The 15,498-nt window shown below is 59.3% G+C and carries 15 protein-coding genes and 1 pseudogene; 8 read left to right on the forward strand and 8 right to left on the reverse strand.

What is annotated here, in order from left to right; all coding sequences use genetic code 11:
* The first annotated feature begins 318 nt into the window (after positions 1-318).
* A complete protein-coding gene (locus SYN63AY4M2_RS03340; RefSeq protein ID WP_099887210.1) occupies positions 319-1,569 on the forward strand; it encodes an MFS transporter in 1,251 nt (416 codons plus the stop codon).
* 49 nt (positions 1,570-1,618) lie between these two features.
* Positions 1,619-2,833 carry an NAD(P)/FAD-dependent oxidoreductase gene (locus SYN63AY4M2_RS03345; RefSeq protein WP_011429751.1) on the forward strand — a complete coding sequence of 405 codons (1,215 nt, stop codon included), beginning with the start codon at positions 1,619-1,621 and terminating at the stop codon, positions 2,831-2,833.
* On the opposite strand, the gene proC is transcribed toward SYN63AY4M2_RS03345, so the two are convergent.
* The 4 genes from proC to speB form a co-directional block, all read right to left on the reverse strand.
* Positions 2,819-3,622, reverse strand: coding sequence for a pyrroline-5-carboxylate reductase (proC, locus tag SYN63AY4M2_RS03350; protein ID WP_011429750.1), 804 nt, complete (start codon positions 3,620-3,622; stop codon positions 2,819-2,821). The two genes, SYN63AY4M2_RS03345 and proC, sit on opposite strands and share 15 nt — an antisense overlap.
* 5 nt (positions 3,623-3,627) lie before the next feature.
* Positions 3,628-4,197: a cell division protein SepF gene (locus tag SYN63AY4M2_RS03355; protein ID WP_099884564.1), complete on the reverse strand. Its 570-nt coding sequence runs from the start codon at positions 4,195-4,197 to the stop codon at positions 3,628-3,630.
* A gap of 573 nt (positions 4,198-4,770) precedes the next feature.
* Positions 4,771-5,493 (reverse strand): YggS family pyridoxal phosphate-dependent enzyme, encoded by a 723-nt coding sequence (locus SYN63AY4M2_RS03360; protein ID WP_206336810.1) that lies wholly within the window; start codon positions 5,491-5,493, stop codon positions 4,771-4,773.
* Between the two features lie 147 nt (positions 5,494-5,640).
* Entirely contained in the window at positions 5,641-6,546 is a 906-nt protein-coding gene (speB, locus tag SYN63AY4M2_RS03365; protein ID WP_011429747.1) for an agmatinase, read from the reverse strand.
* 172 nt (positions 6,547-6,718) lie between these two features.
* Here speB and SYN63AY4M2_RS03370 point away from each other — a divergent pair, with 172 nt between their 5' ends.
* The 4 genes from SYN63AY4M2_RS03370 to SYN63AY4M2_RS03385 all read left to right on the forward strand — a co-directional run bounded on the left by SYN63AY4M2_RS03370 (position 6,719) and on the right by SYN63AY4M2_RS03385 (position 9,734).
* Positions 6,719-7,471 carry a DUF561 domain-containing protein gene (locus tag SYN63AY4M2_RS03370; protein ID WP_011429746.1) on the forward strand — a complete coding sequence of 251 codons (753 nt, stop codon included), beginning with the start codon at positions 6,719-6,721 and terminating at the stop codon, positions 7,469-7,471.
* 31 nt (positions 7,472-7,502) lie between these two features.
* Positions 7,503-7,802 carry a hypothetical protein gene (locus tag SYN63AY4M2_RS03375; RefSeq protein ID WP_143597299.1) on the forward strand — a complete coding sequence of 100 codons (300 nt, stop codon included), beginning with the start codon at positions 7,503-7,505 and terminating at the stop codon, positions 7,800-7,802.
* Positions 7,803-8,127: 325 nt separating this feature from the next.
* Positions 8,128-8,730 carry a J domain-containing protein gene (locus tag SYN63AY4M2_RS03380; protein ID WP_011429744.1) on the forward strand — a complete coding sequence of 201 codons (603 nt, stop codon included), beginning with the start codon at positions 8,128-8,130 and terminating at the stop codon, positions 8,728-8,730.
* Positions 8,721-9,734, forward strand: a complete 1,014-nt coding sequence (locus tag SYN63AY4M2_RS03385) for a hypothetical protein (protein WP_011429743.1) — start codon at positions 8,721-8,723, stop codon at positions 9,732-9,734. The genes SYN63AY4M2_RS03380 and SYN63AY4M2_RS03385 overlap by 10 nt, the downstream gene beginning before the upstream one ends.
* A gap of 163 nt (positions 9,735-9,897) precedes the next feature.
* On the opposite strand, the gene SYN63AY4M2_RS03390 is transcribed toward SYN63AY4M2_RS03385, so the two are convergent.
* The 4 genes and pseudogenes from SYN63AY4M2_RS03390 to SYN63AY4M2_RS03400 form a co-directional block, all read right to left on the reverse strand.
* Positions 9,898-10,890, reverse strand: coding sequence for a site-specific integrase (locus tag SYN63AY4M2_RS03390; RefSeq protein WP_099812332.1), 993 nt, complete (start codon positions 10,888-10,890; stop codon positions 9,898-9,900).
* Positions 10,891-10,987: 97 nt separating this feature from the next.
* Positions 10,988-12,343, reverse strand: a complete 1,356-nt coding sequence (accC, locus tag SYN63AY4M2_RS03395) for an acetyl-CoA carboxylase biotin carboxylase subunit (RefSeq protein ID WP_011429740.1) — start codon at positions 12,341-12,343, stop codon at positions 10,988-10,990.
* Between the two features lie 534 nt (positions 12,344-12,877).
* Positions 12,878-13,037, reverse strand: a pseudogene (locus tag SYN63AY4M2_RS14100) (RNA-guided endonuclease TnpB family protein); the annotation flags it as partial.
* A 267-nt stretch (positions 13,038-13,304) separates the two neighbouring features.
* The gene (locus SYN63AY4M2_RS03400) at positions 13,305-13,715 is read right to left on the reverse strand and encodes an FHA domain-containing protein (RefSeq protein WP_011429738.1); all 411 of its coding nucleotides are present in this window, start codon (positions 13,713-13,715) and stop codon (positions 13,305-13,307) included.
* A 358-nt stretch (positions 13,716-14,073) separates the two neighbouring features.
* On the opposite strand from SYN63AY4M2_RS03400, the gene SYN63AY4M2_RS03405 reads away from it, so the two are divergent.
* Both SYN63AY4M2_RS03405 and SYN63AY4M2_RS03410 read left to right on the forward strand, forming a co-directional pair.
* Positions 14,074-14,490: a rubredoxin gene (locus SYN63AY4M2_RS03405; RefSeq protein WP_346426045.1), complete on the forward strand. Its 417-nt coding sequence runs from the start codon at positions 14,074-14,076 to the stop codon at positions 14,488-14,490.
* A complete protein-coding gene (locus SYN63AY4M2_RS03410; protein WP_049749720.1) occupies positions 14,490-15,494 on the forward strand; it encodes a photosynthesis system II assembly factor Ycf48 in 1,005 nt (334 codons plus the stop codon). Before SYN63AY4M2_RS03405 ends, SYN63AY4M2_RS03410 begins: the two co-directional genes overlap by 1 nt.
* Positions 15,495-15,498: the final 4 nt, after the last annotated feature.

The following is a 15,498-nucleotide window of genomic DNA, read 5'->3' on the forward strand; positions in this document are numbered from 1 at the left end:
CCCTTTGCCTTTGCGCTTCCTAGCTCAAGGAAACAGCCGGGGTTGGCTCAAGGAAGGGCTGCAGGAAAGCGTAGGAAAAGGTGTGTGCAAGGGTGATGAAGGCAATGGAAAATAGCTTGGCCCAGCTCGACTACCGAGTGTACCGGCTGGCGCGGCTGTTGAGCGAATACCTCAACTTGGGGAGTTAATTGCAGTTTCCGCCGGATCTTTGGAGGGTGAGCCGCTGGCTCCCCCTCAGTTTTCCGCCCGCTGAAGTGGATCTGGCGTCAGCGACCGGGATCCCGTAAGCTAGCTAACCTATCTCCCGTTGCATCCCCTATGCGGATCCCGTCCTGGTGGCCAAAGCTAAGTTTTCAGGTTTGGCTAATCTTTATCGGTCGGCTGCTCTCCCAAACCGGAACCGGCTTTACCCTGTTCTACGCCAGCCTCTTTTTCGTCAATCAGGTGGGGCTGACGGCTACCCAGGTGGGTTTGGGCCTGGGCTTGATGGCCTTTACTGGCGTATTTGGCCGCATCCTCGGAGGTTCGATGGCAGACGGAGCTTGGGGCCGCCGCTCCACCTTGATCCTCTCGCTGGCCATTTCCGCGCTGGGATCCTTCGGCTTTGCCCTTTCCCGTGGCTTCTGGAGCTTTGCCTTGGCCAACCTGGTGGCGGGGTTTGGGCAGGGCCTCTATTGGCCGCCGGCGGAAGCAATAGTAGCGGATCTAACCCCGCGCGAGCAGCGCAACGAAGCCTATGCCCTAAACCGCCTGGGGGATAACTTGGGCCTGAGCCTCGGCGTGGCCATGGCCAGCGCCCTGGTGGCTCTGACGAAGAACTACCGCCTCTTGTTTATTATCGACGGCCTCACGTACTTGATTTTTTTAGCCCTGCTCTGGCTTTGCATTCGGGAAACTCGGGTAGCTCCGTCGGCGGCAGAGTTCGCAGGCTGGAAAGCCGCCCTGAGGGATCGCCCCCTATTGGTGTTTGCCGCGGCCAACATTTTCTTCACCACCTACATTGCCCAACTCAGCAGCAGCTTGCCCCTTTACTTGCGCAAGGGGGCTGGGATGCCTGAGGTACAGATTGGCACGTTGTTTGCTCTGCACGGCGCCCTCGTTGCCCTGCTGCAGATGCCGGCAGCTCGTTGGCTCAATCGCTGGACGCGTGTCCGCACCCTCCGGGGATCCGCACTGATGTGGGGGCTGGGATTTGGTTTGGTTTGGCTCAGCGGCCTGGCGGCCCAGTTGGGAGCGATGCCGGCTATAGGGATGGCGGCCTTGGCCTTGGCAGTGCTCTCGTTGGCCTTGGTGAGCTACAATCCCTCCGCTTCGGCGCTGGTGGCAGATTTGGCCCCGGATCATCTGCGGGGGGTGTATCTGTCGGTCAACTCCCTCTGTTGGGCAGCAGGCTTTGCCGTTGGGCCGCTCATTGGGGGAGTGGCTCTGGATCTGCCGCCAGCGTGGGCAGGCGGGCTGTGGTTGTTTTGGGTGGCCAGCGTTAGTCTTGTCTGGGGGATCCTTAACGTTTTGGATGGCCTTCTGCCCCTTCGCGCCAAGGAGGCTGCTCCCCTGGCCAGCAAGCTCTAGGAGGAGATGGGCAGCTTGTTAAGCTAATGTTACCTTCAGCTTTCTGAACATGCGTCGTATTTGCATCCTTGGGGGCGGCTTTGGCGGGCTGTACACAGCCCTGGAGCTTATCTGCCGACCTTGGCCGGAGCCGCCCCAGATTACCCTGGTGGATCGTCAGGAGCGCTTTGTCTTTGCTCCTTTGCTCTACGAGCTGCTCACTGGTGAGATGGAAGAGTGGGAGGTGGCCCCCCGTTTTCAGGATCTGCTGCCGGAGGGGGTAGAGTTTCGCCGCGGCGCGGTGCAGTCGGTTGACCTCCAAGACCACCGCGTCTTTTTAGCAGAAGGGCAGACCTTGGAGTACGACGCCTTGGTGCTGGCCCTGGGAGGGGAAACTCCCCTGCAGGGCGTGCCAGGAGCAACAGAGTTGGCCTTTCCCTTCCGCACCCTGGCCGATGCCCAGCGGCTGCGGGCCCACCTGCAAACTCTAGAAGCCCGGGATCCGGCTCAGGCGATCCACCTGGCTATTGTGGGGGCGGGGGCCAGCGGCGTAGAGCTAGCCTGCAAATTGGCTGACCGGCTGGGATCGCGCGGCCGGATCCGTCTTATTGAGCTGGGATCCCAGATTTTGTCGGGGTTTGCCCCCTCCAGCCGGGAGGCGGCCCAGGCGGCGCTGGCCCAACGGCGGGTGCAGGTGGAGTTGCAAACCAAGGTCTTGGGCATCGAGGCCCTGGGCGAGAACGGCGCCCCTCCCTTCCGCCTGCAACTGCAGCGGCTGGCGGCCCAAGAGATGGCCACGGATCTTGTGGATGGCGTGCTGTGGACCGTCGGAACCCGACCGGCAGCGGTGATTGCCAACTTGGATCTGCCCAAAACTGAGCGGGGACGGCTGCAGGTTTTGCCCACCCTGCAAACTCCCACCTTCCCAGAGATCTTCGCGTTGGGAGATGCGGCGGCGGTGCTGGATGCCAGTGGCCAGCCGGTGCCCGCCACTGCCCAAGCGGCTTTTCAGCAGGCCGGCTATTGTGCTTGGAACCTGTGGGCTCTGCTCACGCAGGAGCGGCCCCTGCTGCCGTTCCGTTACTTCTCTCTGGGGGAGATGCTGAGCTTGGGAGTGGATGCGGCGGTAGTCTCCACCCTCGCTGGCCTCACCCTAAGCGGCCCCTTGGGCTATTTGGCCCGACGAGCTGCCTACCTGGTGCGCCTCCCTACCCTGGAGCACCAGCTCAAGGTGGGATGGAACTGGATCGCCCGCCCGCTGTGGCAGGCGCTAGGATCCCTGTAGCTGACGGGAGCGCTCGTAGGCTGCCTGCACCGCCCGCATCAAGGCCCCCCGCACCCCCGCCTGTTCTAGGGCTTGGATCCCGGCAATGGTCGTTCCCCCTGGGCTGGTAACCTGATCCTTGAGGAGGGCGGGGTGAAGGTTCTCTTGCTGCATAAGGGCGGCAGTGCCCGCCAAGGTCTGCACCGCCAACTGAGTGGCGATGGAGCGCGGCAACCCCACCCCTACCCCGCCGTCGATCAGCGCCTCCAGGATCACCGCCAAATACCCTGGCCCCGACCCCGAAAGGGCCGTCACCGCGTCCATCTGGCTCTCCGGCACCGTCACCACCTGGCCCACGGCGCGAAATAGCTTCTCCACCTGCTCTACCTGGGCGGGCGTCACCCCCGGCCCGTAGCTGATGGCCGTTATGCCCGCCCCCACCAGCGCCGGCGTGTTGGGCATGGTGCGCACCACCTTTTGCTGGGGAAAAGCCTGCTGCAACTGCTGCAATGGGATCCCGGCCATAATCGAGATCACCAACTGCGTGGCGGACGGCTGGCCCATCTCTGCCACCACCTGCGGGAAAACCTGGGGCTTGACGGCCAAAAATAAAATCTCAGACTCTCCTGCTTGGGCAAGATCCGCCAACAGCCGAATGCCCAGCTCCTGCTGTAGGGTATTGGCCTTGTCCGGGTCGGGCTCCCGCAAAGCCACCTGAGCTGCAGGATAAACTCCCGCGGCCACCCAACGCCGCAGCAGGGCGGATCCCATGGCTCCACCCCCGATTACACTCAGCAGCGGTCGCTCCATGCCGGCTAGTGCTGCCCCACCGCCTGCAAATGTTCATAGCCGCTGGGCCAGAGAGGGGTGGGGCTTTGCAGAGGGCGCTGCAGCGGCGGCATCCCTTGGCTGCTTGGAGTAGAGACCGTCACCGTGCTGGGGGTGAACAAAAAAATGCTTTCGCCAATGCGCTCTTGGTGGCCATCGATGGCGTAGGTGCCGCCGGCAACAAAATCCACAGATCGCTGCGCCTCGGCGGGATCCATCAGGGTCAAGTTCATGATCACCGTCTTGCGCTCCCGCAGGTACTGGATGACTTGTGCCATCTCGTCAAAGCTGCGCGGCTCCAGCACCACCACTTCGCTAGTGGGTGGGTTGACGCCCGGTAATCCAATCACGTTGCTCCCCATACTGCCCCCCCCTAGGCGATCCCGATGTTGACTGCGCCGATGGCCCCGCGCCTCTTCTCGACCGACAGACCCTTCCCCGGCTTCCACTCCCCGCTGTCGGCGTCCGCGTGGAAGGGCACTGGCTTCCTGCTCTTCGGGAGCCGGTTGAGAACGGCGTCCCTCGTAGAGCAGTTGGTAATCCTCCTGCCCTTCCATCTCAGGGTACTCCTCCAGGCTGTCCACGGGATCATTTAGGCCCACAAAATCTCTTACCCTGCTCCAGATTCCATTGACGTTCATCGTCCACATCCTCACTACAGGTCATGGTTTGCGGCAAGCGCAGGATTCAGGCTCCTGATGGGATCTTGAGTAGCCCACTCCAGCCAAAGGGCATCTCCAGCCTCATATTTTTAGTTAAAGTTTTTCAAAAGGCCGAGACAGGGTTTGCTCAAGAAGCTGCCAACGCAGGTTAACAAAACCCATGGACTCGACGAGTCGAGTTTACCCAGCAGAAGTAAAGATGTCATCCCACTTGTCCGGCCATTGCTCTGGCCAGAGTCAACTCTGCTCCTCGTCCGGCTTGAACACGTGTTAACAGAGGTGACGCCAATGATTACAAACTTACCTAAAATTTGCCCTGCGAGGGAAATTTTAGGCAGGATTCCCCTGTTTTTGCCCGATCCAGGCCGAACTCCAGCCCTGAGCGTGCCTTGCAGGGCAGCTCCGGAGTTGGACGGCTTTACACAAAATTTAATCACAATTTAACGGCTTCATAGAGACTCCATCTATCTATTTCCGTTCGGCATCGGCAAACAAAGCGCGCCCCAGCCGGATCAAGTTAGAGCCTGCTGCCACCGCCAGGGGGTAATCGTCGGACATGCCCATGGAGAGGGTGTGCAACTGCAGATGCTCGTAGCCGCTGCGCTGGATGTGATCGGCCAGCTCGGCCAGCTTGCGAAACAGCTCCAGGGCTGCCTCTGAGCTCAAGCCCAAAGGCAAAATGGTCATCAGGCCCACAATTTGCACCTGCAGCAGTTGATTCAGTTGCGGCAGGCTTTGCAACAGATCGGGGATGAGCCAGCCAAATTTATGGGGATCCGGGGCCAATTTCACCTGCAGACAGAGCTTGGGGGTGAGGTGCAGCTCCCAGGCTTTTTGGTTGATCAGCTTGGCCAGGCGCAGGCTATCGACGCTGTCAATCCAGGCAAATTGTCTGAGGGCCGGTTTGACTTTGTTGGTCTGCAGGTGCCCGATCAAGTGCCAGACAATATCGGTCAGATCCTGCAGTTGCGCCTGTTTGGCGGCTGCCTCTTGCACTCGACTCTCCCCAAAATGGCGGATCCCGGCCCGATAGGCGGCGCGGATGTGGTTGACGCTGTAACCCTTGCTCACCGCCATGATTTCCACATGCTCTGGGATCTGGGCGCGGATGGCCTGAATGCGGCTGTGGATGAGCTCTTCGTCGACGGGGGGCGGCGACGGTTCAAGGGAGCTGGAAGAAGGCGGAGACATGGCTGGGGCCACCTGGGAAGCTAGCAGAAGATCTCGGCAGAGAGAGTCCAGTCCTCATTTTGTCTGGATGCTTCGAGATTGGAGCCGGTGCTCCAGCGGCCAGGTGGAAACAGGGGGAACCCGGCCATAGCCCAGTTCTTCTGGAGCTTAGCCCAAGGCCGCCGCCAGGATCTGATAGGCCAGCTTGGCGACGGTGAAGGCGCTGCGGCGATCGGTTTCCCGTTCCCCGGTGACCGCCAGCTCCACCACATCGGCGCCGATGATTTGCCGCTGCTGCCCCAGTGCCCGGATCAGTTCCACCGTCTCCCACCAGCCCAGTCCACCCGGTTCGGGGGTGCCGGTGGCCGGCACAACAGCAGGATCCAGCCCGTCCACATCCACCGTCAGGTACACCTGGGATCCCAGCGTGGCGATCACCTCGGGGATCCACTCCTGGGCGGGCTTGTGGTGCAGGCTGTGGGCGAAGAAGGTGTGCAAGCGGTGCTTGCGAATGGCCTGGCGGTCTTCGGCGCAGATGGAGCGGATCCCCACCTGGGTGAGGCGACCGCCCACTTGCTCCACCACACGGGCCATGGCGGAAGCGTGGGAATAGCGGGATCCCTCGTAGCTGTCTCTCAGGTCGCAGTGGGCATCGATCTGCAGCACGTGCAGCTCTGGGTAGTGGGGCAGGTGGGCGGCAACCAAGGGGCCAGTGATGGAGTGCTCCCCGCCGATGGAGAGCAAAAACCGCCCCGGCCTCACCCACTCGGCGGCGCGGCGCTGGATTGCGGCCATGGCCAGCTCATGAGTGTCCAGCCCCTCGAACTCCACTGGCGGCGCCGTCCAGTAGCGGGAGATCTCTGCGGCAAAGTTGGGGTGGAAAGCCGGCTGGCAGTCTCTCACCTCGTCGTAGATCTCCACGTACGCCGAAGCCTCCAGGAGTGCTTGGGGGCCTTTGGCGGTGCCTTTGCCGTAGGAGGTGGTGGCCTCGTAGGGGATGGGCAACAGAATGGCTTGGGCCATCTCCGGATCCGGCTCAGGCAGGCCCAGGAAGGGGAAAGGAGAGCGGTACATGGCAAGAGCACAAGAAGGGATCCCTATTTTATTGAAAAATCTTGCGATAGTCCGAAAGGATTGGGATGGATCCCTTGTAGGATGGCAGCAAACCCTCTAGACTGAGCAAAGGTTTCCACAGCCGATTTGCTTGCACTCCTCCTGTGTCCCGTTTCCACAAGCTGACAAGCCTATGACCACAGCCTCTCAAGCTGCCCTTTTCGACGCCCTTGCCCGGCGCCGTGCCCTCAAGATCATCAGCGGCCTGCAAAACTTCGACCTGCAGTCGGTGCTGAAAGTCACCCGCGCCGCCCAGGAGGGAGGAGCCACTTGGGTGGATATCGCCGCCAGTCCCGAATTGGTGCAGCAGGTGCGAGCCCAGATCGAGCTGCCCATCTGCGTGTCGGCGGTGGACCCGCAGCAATTGGCTGCTGCCGTGCAGGCGGGGGCCGACATGGCCGAGATCGGCAATTACGACAGCTTCTACCCTTCGGGCCGCATCTTCTCCGCTGCGGAAGTTCTAGATCTCACTCGCCAAACCCGCTCCCTGCTGCCGCGCACTCTCCTGTCGGTTACCGTTCCCCATACGCTGCCTTTGGATCAGCAGGCGGAATTGGCAGAGAAACTGGAGGATCTGGGGGCCGATCTCATCCAAACCGAGGGCGGCACCAGCGCTGAGCCCCGTCACGGCGGATCCCTGGGCCTAATCGAGAAGGCTGCCCCCACCCTGGCTGCCGCCTATGAGATTAGCCGGGTGGTCTCGCTGCCGGTCATCTGCGCCTCTGGCCTCTCAGCGGTGACGGTGCCCTTGGCCATCGCTGCCGGTGCTTCAGGAGTGGGGGTGGGCAGAGCTGTCAGTCGCCTCCAGGATGAAGTGGCCATGGTGGCCCAGGTGCGGGCGCTGAGGGAAGCTTTGTCTGAATCACGGGTGTCGGCACTTGTTTGACATTGGATGGGAGAGTCCTTTTCCCGGTGGGGTGGCAGGGCGCGGTGTGGCTCTGGCCGAAGCGCAGTTGGAGGTGGGTACCTCCACCACCTTGCCGCCGCAGGCGGCACCGCTGGTGTTGCCTCCCCCGCCGGTGGGAGTTCGACAAATTAGAGAGGATACCGATCCTGAGCAAACCGCCGATATGCCCCTTTCCCTTCTGGCCGAACAGGTGCTGGAGGCGGTGTGCGAAGCGCAAATCGATGCTCAACGGGCCCTGGCCCTCATGCCCGACCTGAGCGAATCCCACATCCGTGCTGCCTGTCCCAAGCGGCTGATCCCCAAAAGCTGAAGGAAAACAAAGGCTGCCCCAGACCTTGGGTTGACAAGTATCCGAAAAACAAGCTAGAGTAAGCGCGCTCCAGAGGAAGGGTGCTCTAACGGCCGGATGTGGGCGCAATTTGCCCAGGGGATCCCCCGTGCGGATTCGCTCCCCACACCAATCTATCCAACTGGGCATCGCCAGGGTGCATCCTATGTGATGCAGGGTTTTACGGTTACCGACAACATTGTTTCACTAATTTGAAATTCTCTGCTTCATCGTGCAGATAAGTTCACAGGCAGCCTGTGAGTTTTGTGCAGGTTTGCACTTGGCATTGGTGATTTGAGGAGAAACCGTGCCCAGAAAAGCCACCAGCACAAAAACCAAAACAACCAGGACAACCTCAAAAGAAGGAGCTGGGCCCGACCCGCAGGTGGCGATTGCCGCAGAAATCCAGCGTCTTTCGGATACTTATGGCATTTCTAAGGAGCTCCTAGAGAATTTTGCCCGGTTTGTAGTCAGGCAGCTACAGCCACCGCCCCGGCTGTCTGTCAAAGAGCTGCAGAAAGCCATTTACAACCACTTTGGCGTTAAAAACGCAGCCGAGCTGAGAAAATCAGCCAGCTTCAGACTGGCAACCAGTGGTATGGGCAAGCTGAACTTATCCAACATAGATGATTTGGAGCGCATTTATCGTCAGCACATCGGGATCCTTCCCAACGAAGAGGGAGAAGAGGGGTATGGCTGCATCAATGGGATCAACATCTTCAAGTACGACTTGCCTTGGCGGGTTTTTGGGCTTGACCCTGATCGAGCTACCGATGAAGACATCAAAGCTGCTTTTTATCGCCTGAGCAAGATTTACCATCCCGATTCTCCGACGGGAGATGACAAAATTTTCCAGCGATTGACTCTTTTCTACAAAAGCCTTACGGAGAAGTTTGAGCAATGGCTATAGTCTATGTTTCCTCAAACAAGCTCGCCAACTTCTTGGGTATCAGCCTTGAGGAACTCAGAGAGATTGAAGCTCACTTTGACAGTATCCCCGATGATGCATGGAAACTGGTGGAAGGTAAAGACTATCGTGTTATCAACAAAAGTTCTGGGCTAAGGGAATACACGCGGTCCGGCGCTTATGCCATTTTATCCTTTTTAAGGTCTCGATCAGAGCAAGGTTGCAAATCCTCTACAGGTACAAGCATTAGGAATTGGTTCAAGGAAGAGCATCGCAAGAAGCAGAAAGCTCTGGTAGATTACAGGATCCTTCAAAACAGCTCCTCTCTGGTCAAAAGACAAGATCAGTTTTGGCTATCTCGTCGAGATGTTGTGATGATCTTTAGAACTCGAACTGACTACCTTAAGAAGGCGCTTGAGCTTGCATCGAAGCAAAGTAAGTTAATCAAAGACGTTCATTACACACGTTTTGGTAATGATGACACTGTTTACCTCTCTTTGCGAGGTATCTATGAGCTTGCCAAGGTTATGGGAGAGGTTCTCAAGCAAAACCACAGAAAAGACTGGTGTCAATATGTTAGCGAACGCATTGAACCTCAAATTCAGGTAATCGTCAAGAAAATCCAGGATCGACAAAGAGAGATAGAAAGGGCAAAAGATCTTGCAAGAAAAAGGGATAAAAATCTTTGTAGAGTTACTCGAAAAGCAGCCAGTAGCCTAACGGTTCATCATCTCTACTCTGAAGCGCACTATCCAAAGCTTGCAGCGAATCTCTCCAACCTGATTACCATAGCCGACGAAGTGCATTGCCACTTTCATCAGTGGATGGGAGGTTTCAGCAAGCCATGTACAATTGATGACTTCATTAAGTATGTTCTGGAATACTACCCTGAGAACAGACATCTGATCATCTGGTTGGAGCAGCAGAAGGCCAGCCTTGGCTCGCAGGTGCCTATGGGAAAGGAGAGAGAACATGTGCTCTACCTTCCTCTCCAGCGTGTAACTTGAAATAACCCATTCGATTGTTTTCAGGTCATTCCAAGCACCTTAGCCAGGTGTACCTGATTGATTTCTTTTTCGGGGCTGCCCTTTGGATGTCCGGCTTCCCTTTCTGTTAGCAATCTGAACCTCTCCCTACTAGTAATAGAGGCCACGGCGCAACAGGGGATCCCTAGATCAAGCCCTGATCCAAGATCGCGCGGGAATGGGCAATAGCTGCTCTCAAGTTGGCCCGCTGGGTGTAGCGCATCGTCATGGCGGCAGTCGTATGGCCCAGCAGGTGTTGGATGTGTTCGGGGGCAACGCCGCGATCCAGCAGCAAGGTGGCAAAGCTGTGGCGAAACTGGTGGGGGGTTTGGTGGCCCGGCTCGGGCTCGGTAAGCTTGAGCACAATATGACGTAGGCCATCGTAGGTGAGGGGACGGCCCCGGTAGGCCGGGCAGCGGGATTGGGAGACAAACAAGGGATCCGTCGGCGCGCACGGGCCCCGTTCTCGGCTCAGATATTGTTGCAGCAGCTCGGAGAGGGGATCCCCGACCGCCACAGCGCGGGGTTTGCTGCCCTTGCCACAGCGCACCTCCAACAGGGATCCCTCAGGGCTGATCTGAAAATCCTGCACCGTCAAGTCCAACAGCTCCTGTGCCCGCAGCCCGCACTCCAGCAGCAGGCGGATCAAGGCCGCATAGCGCAGAGAATGGCTCTGGGCCCGCTGCAGAACCCGCTGCAACAACAGCCGATCCAGGTCGCGAGGCAGACGGGCGGGCAGGCGGGCGGGCCGAATCGCCTGGGTGGGCAAGGGATCTGGAAAGTAGCCCCGTTGGCTGGCCCACTCAAAAAACTGCTGCAGCGCCAGCCGCTTGAGGTTGTAGGTGGCGGGAGAGGCGGGCGGATGAACCCACTGGCCGGAGCGGTTGCGAAATGGACGCCCCTTCAAGCTGTTTAAAAAAGACTGAACGTGGGACGGCTGCACCTGAGGCAGCGGCACCGGGCAAGTTTTGGCAAACTGTTCCAGGGCAATGCGGTAGGTGCGGCGGCTGGCCGGGGCCAGATCCCGCTGCCGCTCCTGCAAAAATTGCCCCACCAACTGGCTCAGGCTGGGCACGGGGCAGCTCGCCTGACGCTGGAGATGGGCCTGTTGAACCAAGCCGGGCCGGGGATCCCTCATCGGCACGACCAGCAACCCTCCACTCACCTTTAACTTTAGCCTCAACTTTTGGCCAGCGCCGTTCAAAGACGCTCTCTGGCAATCTCCGAAGGGATTGCTACTGGCCAGTCAGCAGGTGTTGGGCGATGAAATCCGTGTACACCTCGCCCCGCAAAAAAGCCTCGTGGCGCAGGATCTGCTGGTGGAAAGGGATCGTGGTGGGCACCCCGGTGATGGCGCATTCCCCCAGCGCCCGCTGCATGCGGCGGATGGCGGCTGCCCGGTTGGGCCCCCAGACGATCAGCTTGCCCAACAGCGAATCGTAATAGGGGGGAATGGTGTAGTCGGTGTAGATGTGGGAGTCCATGCGCACCCCCGGCCCTCCAGGAGGCAAATAGGCGCTGATGGTGCCAGCGCAAGGGCGAAACTGCTGCTTGGGATCCTCGGCGTTGATGCGGCATTCGATGGCATGGCCCCGCAGTTCCACATCCTTCTGGCGAAAGGTCAGGGGTTGACCTTGAGCGATGCGAATTTGCTCGGCAATCAAATCCAGCCCCGTCACCATCTCGGTAACCGGGTGCTCCACCTGGATGCGGGTGTTCATCTCGATGAAGTAGAACTGGCCGTTTTTATCCAGCAGAAACTCCACCGTGCCCGCCCCCACGTAGTTCACCGCTTTGGCTGCCTTCACCGCCGCTGCCCCCATGCGGGCGCGCAAGCTCGTGGTCAGAGCCGGGCTGGGGGCCTCTTCCAGCAGCTTTTGGTGGCGCCGCTGAATCGAGCAATCCCGCTCGTAGAGGTGCACCACATTGCCGTGGCTGTCGGCCAAAATCTGAAACTCCACATGGCGGGGGCGCTCGATGTATTTCTCCAGATAGATGCCCCCATCGCCAAAGGCCGCCTGGGCTTCCCCCTGGGCGGTGCGCATCATCTTCAGCAATTCTTGGGCATCTCTGGCCACCCGCATGCCCCGCCCCCCGCCGCCGGCGGTGGCTTTGATGATCACGGGATAGCCGATTTTCTCCGCCAGCCTCACCGCTTCCTCGTCAGAGGTGATCAGCCCGCGGCTGCCGGGCACGGTCGGCACGCCCACCGCCTGCATGGTCTCGCGGGCCGTGGCTTTGTCGGCCATTTTGCGCATCGCCTCTGGCGAGGGGCCGATGAAGATCAAGTTGTGGTCGGCACACATCTCGGCAAATTTGGCATTTTCCGCCAAGAACCCATAGCCCGGATGAATGGCAGTGGCCCCGCGGGTGAGGGCTGCCGAGATGATGTTGGGGATGTTGAGATAACTTTTGGCCACTGGGGCTTCCCCCACACAGACTGCTTCGTCCGCCAGTTGGACATGTAGAGAGTTCTGATCCGCAGTGGAGTAGACAGCCACGGTGCGGATCCCCATTTCCTGACAGGTGCGGATGATGCGCAGGGCGATCTCGCCTCGGTTGGCAATCAGGATCTTGGTAATGGGCGGCATGGAGAGCGTTCCAAGTCAGAAGAACCCTGACCGCTTAAGCCGGCGGCCCGTGCAAGGTAGGGTACGTAGGTGCTGATCCTACTATGGCAAGCAGACGGAAGGATCCAGATGGGGATCCCGTATCCGATCAATCCAGTTGACACCCTAGCTGAGGCTGCAGGGATCCAGCAGAATCCCGGTGGGTCAAACTCTACATCTCCGGATACCCATCCGGACGGGATCCGAGGATTTTCAGGTAGAGGTTGATCTTGGCGCCAGCACTTGCATGGGGCGAAACTCTGGATCAGCAATAACTCTCAGCTCCCCTCAGCCTGTACAGACCTGTTCAAAACCCAGGCTTCTCCGGGAAGCTCTCCCAGCCCGATTCTGACGGCAATGGATCCCTCCATCTCTCTCTAGTTGTCGGAGCGAGGCCATGGCCCCAGCCACTCTCCGCCGCGAAAGCGCCAGCGGGGAAACAAAATCCGCATCACCACCCAGAGGTAAAGGCAAACCCAGACTACAACGGAATCGCTTCCCTTCCCGTTGGCCAATCTACAAGTACTGGTGGCAGGTCTGAGACCTGTAGGCAGGTGGCACCCACACCATCGCTACCCCTGCCCACAGCACTTCGTAGGTAATCAATTTGCCGCAACTGGTAGGACGCCCAACTACTAGCGCGACGCCGCTCCCTTCTGGAGCGTGGCTGCCGGTTACTCCCTCGGCTCGCGCCAGCGAGCTGTAGGCCTTTCTTGGTCGCCGGCTCTGGAGTTGGAGCCGGCTTGCAGACTGCGGTCAGCGCTTGCTGCCCAGTAGCAGCCTACCCGTTCCACAGTGGCGGGCAGCGCTCCTCCCCACCACTGGCGACGGCAAGCTGCAGGCCTCTAAATCAGGGAGCTGCCGCGCTGCAAGGAGTTGAGCATCCCCCGCCGGCAACCATCCTACCTCGCCAAAACCTTCCCCCTGACTGATGAGTCGGCTCTCACAGGCCAACGATCTGGGTATTTTCAAAGGAGGAGAGAATCCTGTCCAAATCCTGAGCTTGCAGGGAGTAGGTGGCAGTAGCGTCGTTGCCAAACTGGATCTCGTCTCCGTCCTCAAGATCGCGAAACTCCACCCGCTCCCCCCGGATGTAAAGGCCGTTGGTGCTGGGCGTGCCATGGATGTCTCCATCGATGATTTGGTAAGTAAACCCATCGGGAGAGGAGGGAGATTCGGTCTTCACTAAAATGGCGTGGTGGCGGGAGACGTATTGGGAGTCGATGCGGATGCTGTTGCTCGGATCCCGCCCCAAGGAATAGAGCTCGGCTGTCAGCCAGTAGGCCTTTGGCCCGTGGCGATCCTTGACGATCAACACGTGGTTAAGGGTAGGTCGGCGAGGGGGCGTGGTCATAGCGGACACCCACTGGCACAACACGCGAATAGGATAGTCAAAACATAGCATGGGATCCGAGGCGTGAACCCTGGCCGGTTTGTCTGCCAGAGCCCTTGCCCTGCTGGCGAGTGAGACGACGTTCCTTGACGCTGCCAGAGAGGTGTCAAGAGAGGCCAGGTATGCCCCTGTTCAAGACCGAGTCCCAGGGGATCCCATCTCGTGGCTGTTTTTAACTCCGCAAAATCTCCCTGCCCCCTGAGTTGGCAATCGATGCTTTGAGGAAAGGTCTGAGAAAGGAAAGGAGCAGAAGGCCGAGTAGATTTTTGTAACAATTCCTCTCATAATAAGATTTGATGATGCAAATGCCTCCCAGACCATGAATGGCTCGCAACCGGATCCCGTCAACCAGCCCAAGCCCTCTAGGGTACCGAAGCTGATCGAGTTGCCGGAAGATGAAACCGATGCACAGGTTGGCGATCCCCTGCGCATGCAGCGCTATGAATGTCGCTCTTGTGGCTATGTTTACGAGCCGGCCAAGGGGGATCAGCTCAATCGGATCCCGGCAGGTGTGCCCTTTGAGGAGCTGCCCGCCGACTGGAGATGTCCGGTGTGCCGCGCCGGCAAGCGCCTGTTTCAAGCGGTGGGCGCCAAGGGCAAGCCTTCCGGTTTTCAAGAGAACTTGCGCTATGGCCTGGGGGTCAATGTGATGACCCCTGCCCAGAAAAACCTGCTCATCTTCTTGGGGTTGGCGCTGGGATTTTTGTTTTTGATGAGTTTCTATTTCGTCGAGTGATGGCCAAAATGCTTAAGCTCTGGAGACTGGTGCTGCTAGCTGCCTTCTCTCTCTTGCTGATGGCGGCGCGGATGCCGGACATGAAGGTGGTGCCCTGGCAACAAGTCGAGGTGCCCACCCAGAACATTCTGCTGGACATTGCTTTCACCGGCACCAACCCTTCTCATGGCTGGCTGGTGGGCGATAAAGCGACGCTGTTGGAGTCTCAGGATGGCGGCCTCCACTGGCAGGTGCGCAAGCTGACGGCACTGGAGCCGGAAGCCTATCTGAGCTCGATTAGCTTTGCCGGAGCAGAAGGCTGGGTGGTGGGGCAGCCGAGGATCCTCCTCCACACGCTCAACGAGGGATCCGACTGGACATCCATTCGTCTCAGCAAGCAACTGCCGGGGGAGCCGATCCTAATCCAAGCCCTGGGTCCTGGAGCGGCTGAGATGGTAACCAATGTGGGGGCCATCTACCGCACGGAAGATGGAGGACAGACCTGGCATGCCCAGGTGGAAGAGCCGATTGGGGCGATTAAAAACATTGCCCGCGGCCCAGGAGGAGAGTATCTGGCCGTGTCGTCGCGGGGCAGCTTCTACTTTCTCTACACTCCAGAAAGCCGATCCTGGAAGCCGTATCCGCGGGAAAGCTCTCGCCGCATTCAGAACATGGGCTTTGGCCCCAACGGCAGCGCCTGGAAATTGAACCAAGGCGCGGAGATCGCCTTCACGAGTGACTTCACCTCCGGCGAGTGGTCCAAGCCGTTGCGACCCGGGCGTGCCCTCAGCTTTGGCTATCTAAATGCGGCCTACCAGAACGACCACGACCTCTGGGTGGTGGGCGGCGGCGGCACTCTGATCCACAGCCCCGATGGCGGCAAGACCTGGGAGGAGGCCAAGAAATTGAGCAACATTCCCGCCAATTTCTACAGCATCGAGTTCTTTGGCCCCGACCGAGGATTTATCTTGGGGCAGCGGGGCACGCTTTTGCGCTACGTTGGCTACAGCAATTCCCCGTCCTAGTCCT

It is taken from the genome of Synechococcus sp. 63AY4M2, assembly GCF_002760475.1.
Taxonomy (GTDB): domain Bacteria; phylum Cyanobacteriota; class Cyanobacteriia; order Thermostichales; family Thermostichaceae; genus Thermostichus.

Coding starts and splice junctions, on each gene's coding strand:
- SYN63AY4M2_RS03340 (WP_099887210.1), top strand. CDS start 319: ATGCGGATCCCGTCCTGGTGGCCAAAGCTAAGTTTTCAGGTTTGGCTA.
- SYN63AY4M2_RS03345 (WP_011429751.1), top strand. CDS start 1,619: ATGCGTCGTATTTGCATCCTTGGGGGCGGCTTTGGCGGGCTGTACACA.
- proC (WP_011429750.1), bottom strand. CDS start 3,622: ATGGAGCGACCGCTGCTGAGTGTAATCGGGGGTGGAGCCATGGGATCC.
- SYN63AY4M2_RS03355 (WP_099884564.1), bottom strand. CDS start 4,197: ATGGAAGGGCAGGAGGATTACCAACTGCTCTACGAGGGACGCCGTTCT.
- SYN63AY4M2_RS03360 (WP_206336810.1), bottom strand. CDS start 5,493: ATGTCTCCGCCTTCTTCCAGCTCCCTTGAACCGTCGCCGCCCCCCGTC.
- speB (WP_011429747.1), bottom strand. CDS start 6,546: ATGTACCGCTCTCCTTTCCCCTTCCTGGGCCTGCCTGAGCCGGATCCG.
- SYN63AY4M2_RS03370 (WP_011429746.1), top strand. CDS start 6,719: ATGACCACAGCCTCTCAAGCTGCCCTTTTCGACGCCCTTGCCCGGCGC.
- SYN63AY4M2_RS03385 (WP_011429743.1), top strand. CDS start 8,721: ATGGCTATAGTCTATGTTTCCTCAAACAAGCTCGCCAACTTCTTGGGT.
- SYN63AY4M2_RS03390 (WP_099812332.1), bottom strand. CDS start 10,890: ATGAGGGATCCCCGGCCCGGCTTGGTTCAACAGGCCCATCTCCAGCGT.
- accC (WP_011429740.1), bottom strand. CDS start 12,343: ATGCCGCCCATTACCAAGATCCTGATTGCCAACCGAGGCGAGATCGCC.
- SYN63AY4M2_RS03400 (WP_011429738.1), bottom strand. CDS start 13,715: ATGACCACGCCCCCTCGCCGACCTACCCTTAACCACGTGTTGATCGTC.
- SYN63AY4M2_RS03405 (WP_346426045.1), top strand. CDS start 14,074: ATGAATGGCTCGCAACCGGATCCCGTCAACCAGCCCAAGCCCTCTAGG.
- SYN63AY4M2_RS03410 (WP_049749720.1), top strand. CDS start 14,490: ATGGCCAAAATGCTTAAGCTCTGGAGACTGGTGCTGCTAGCTGCCTTC.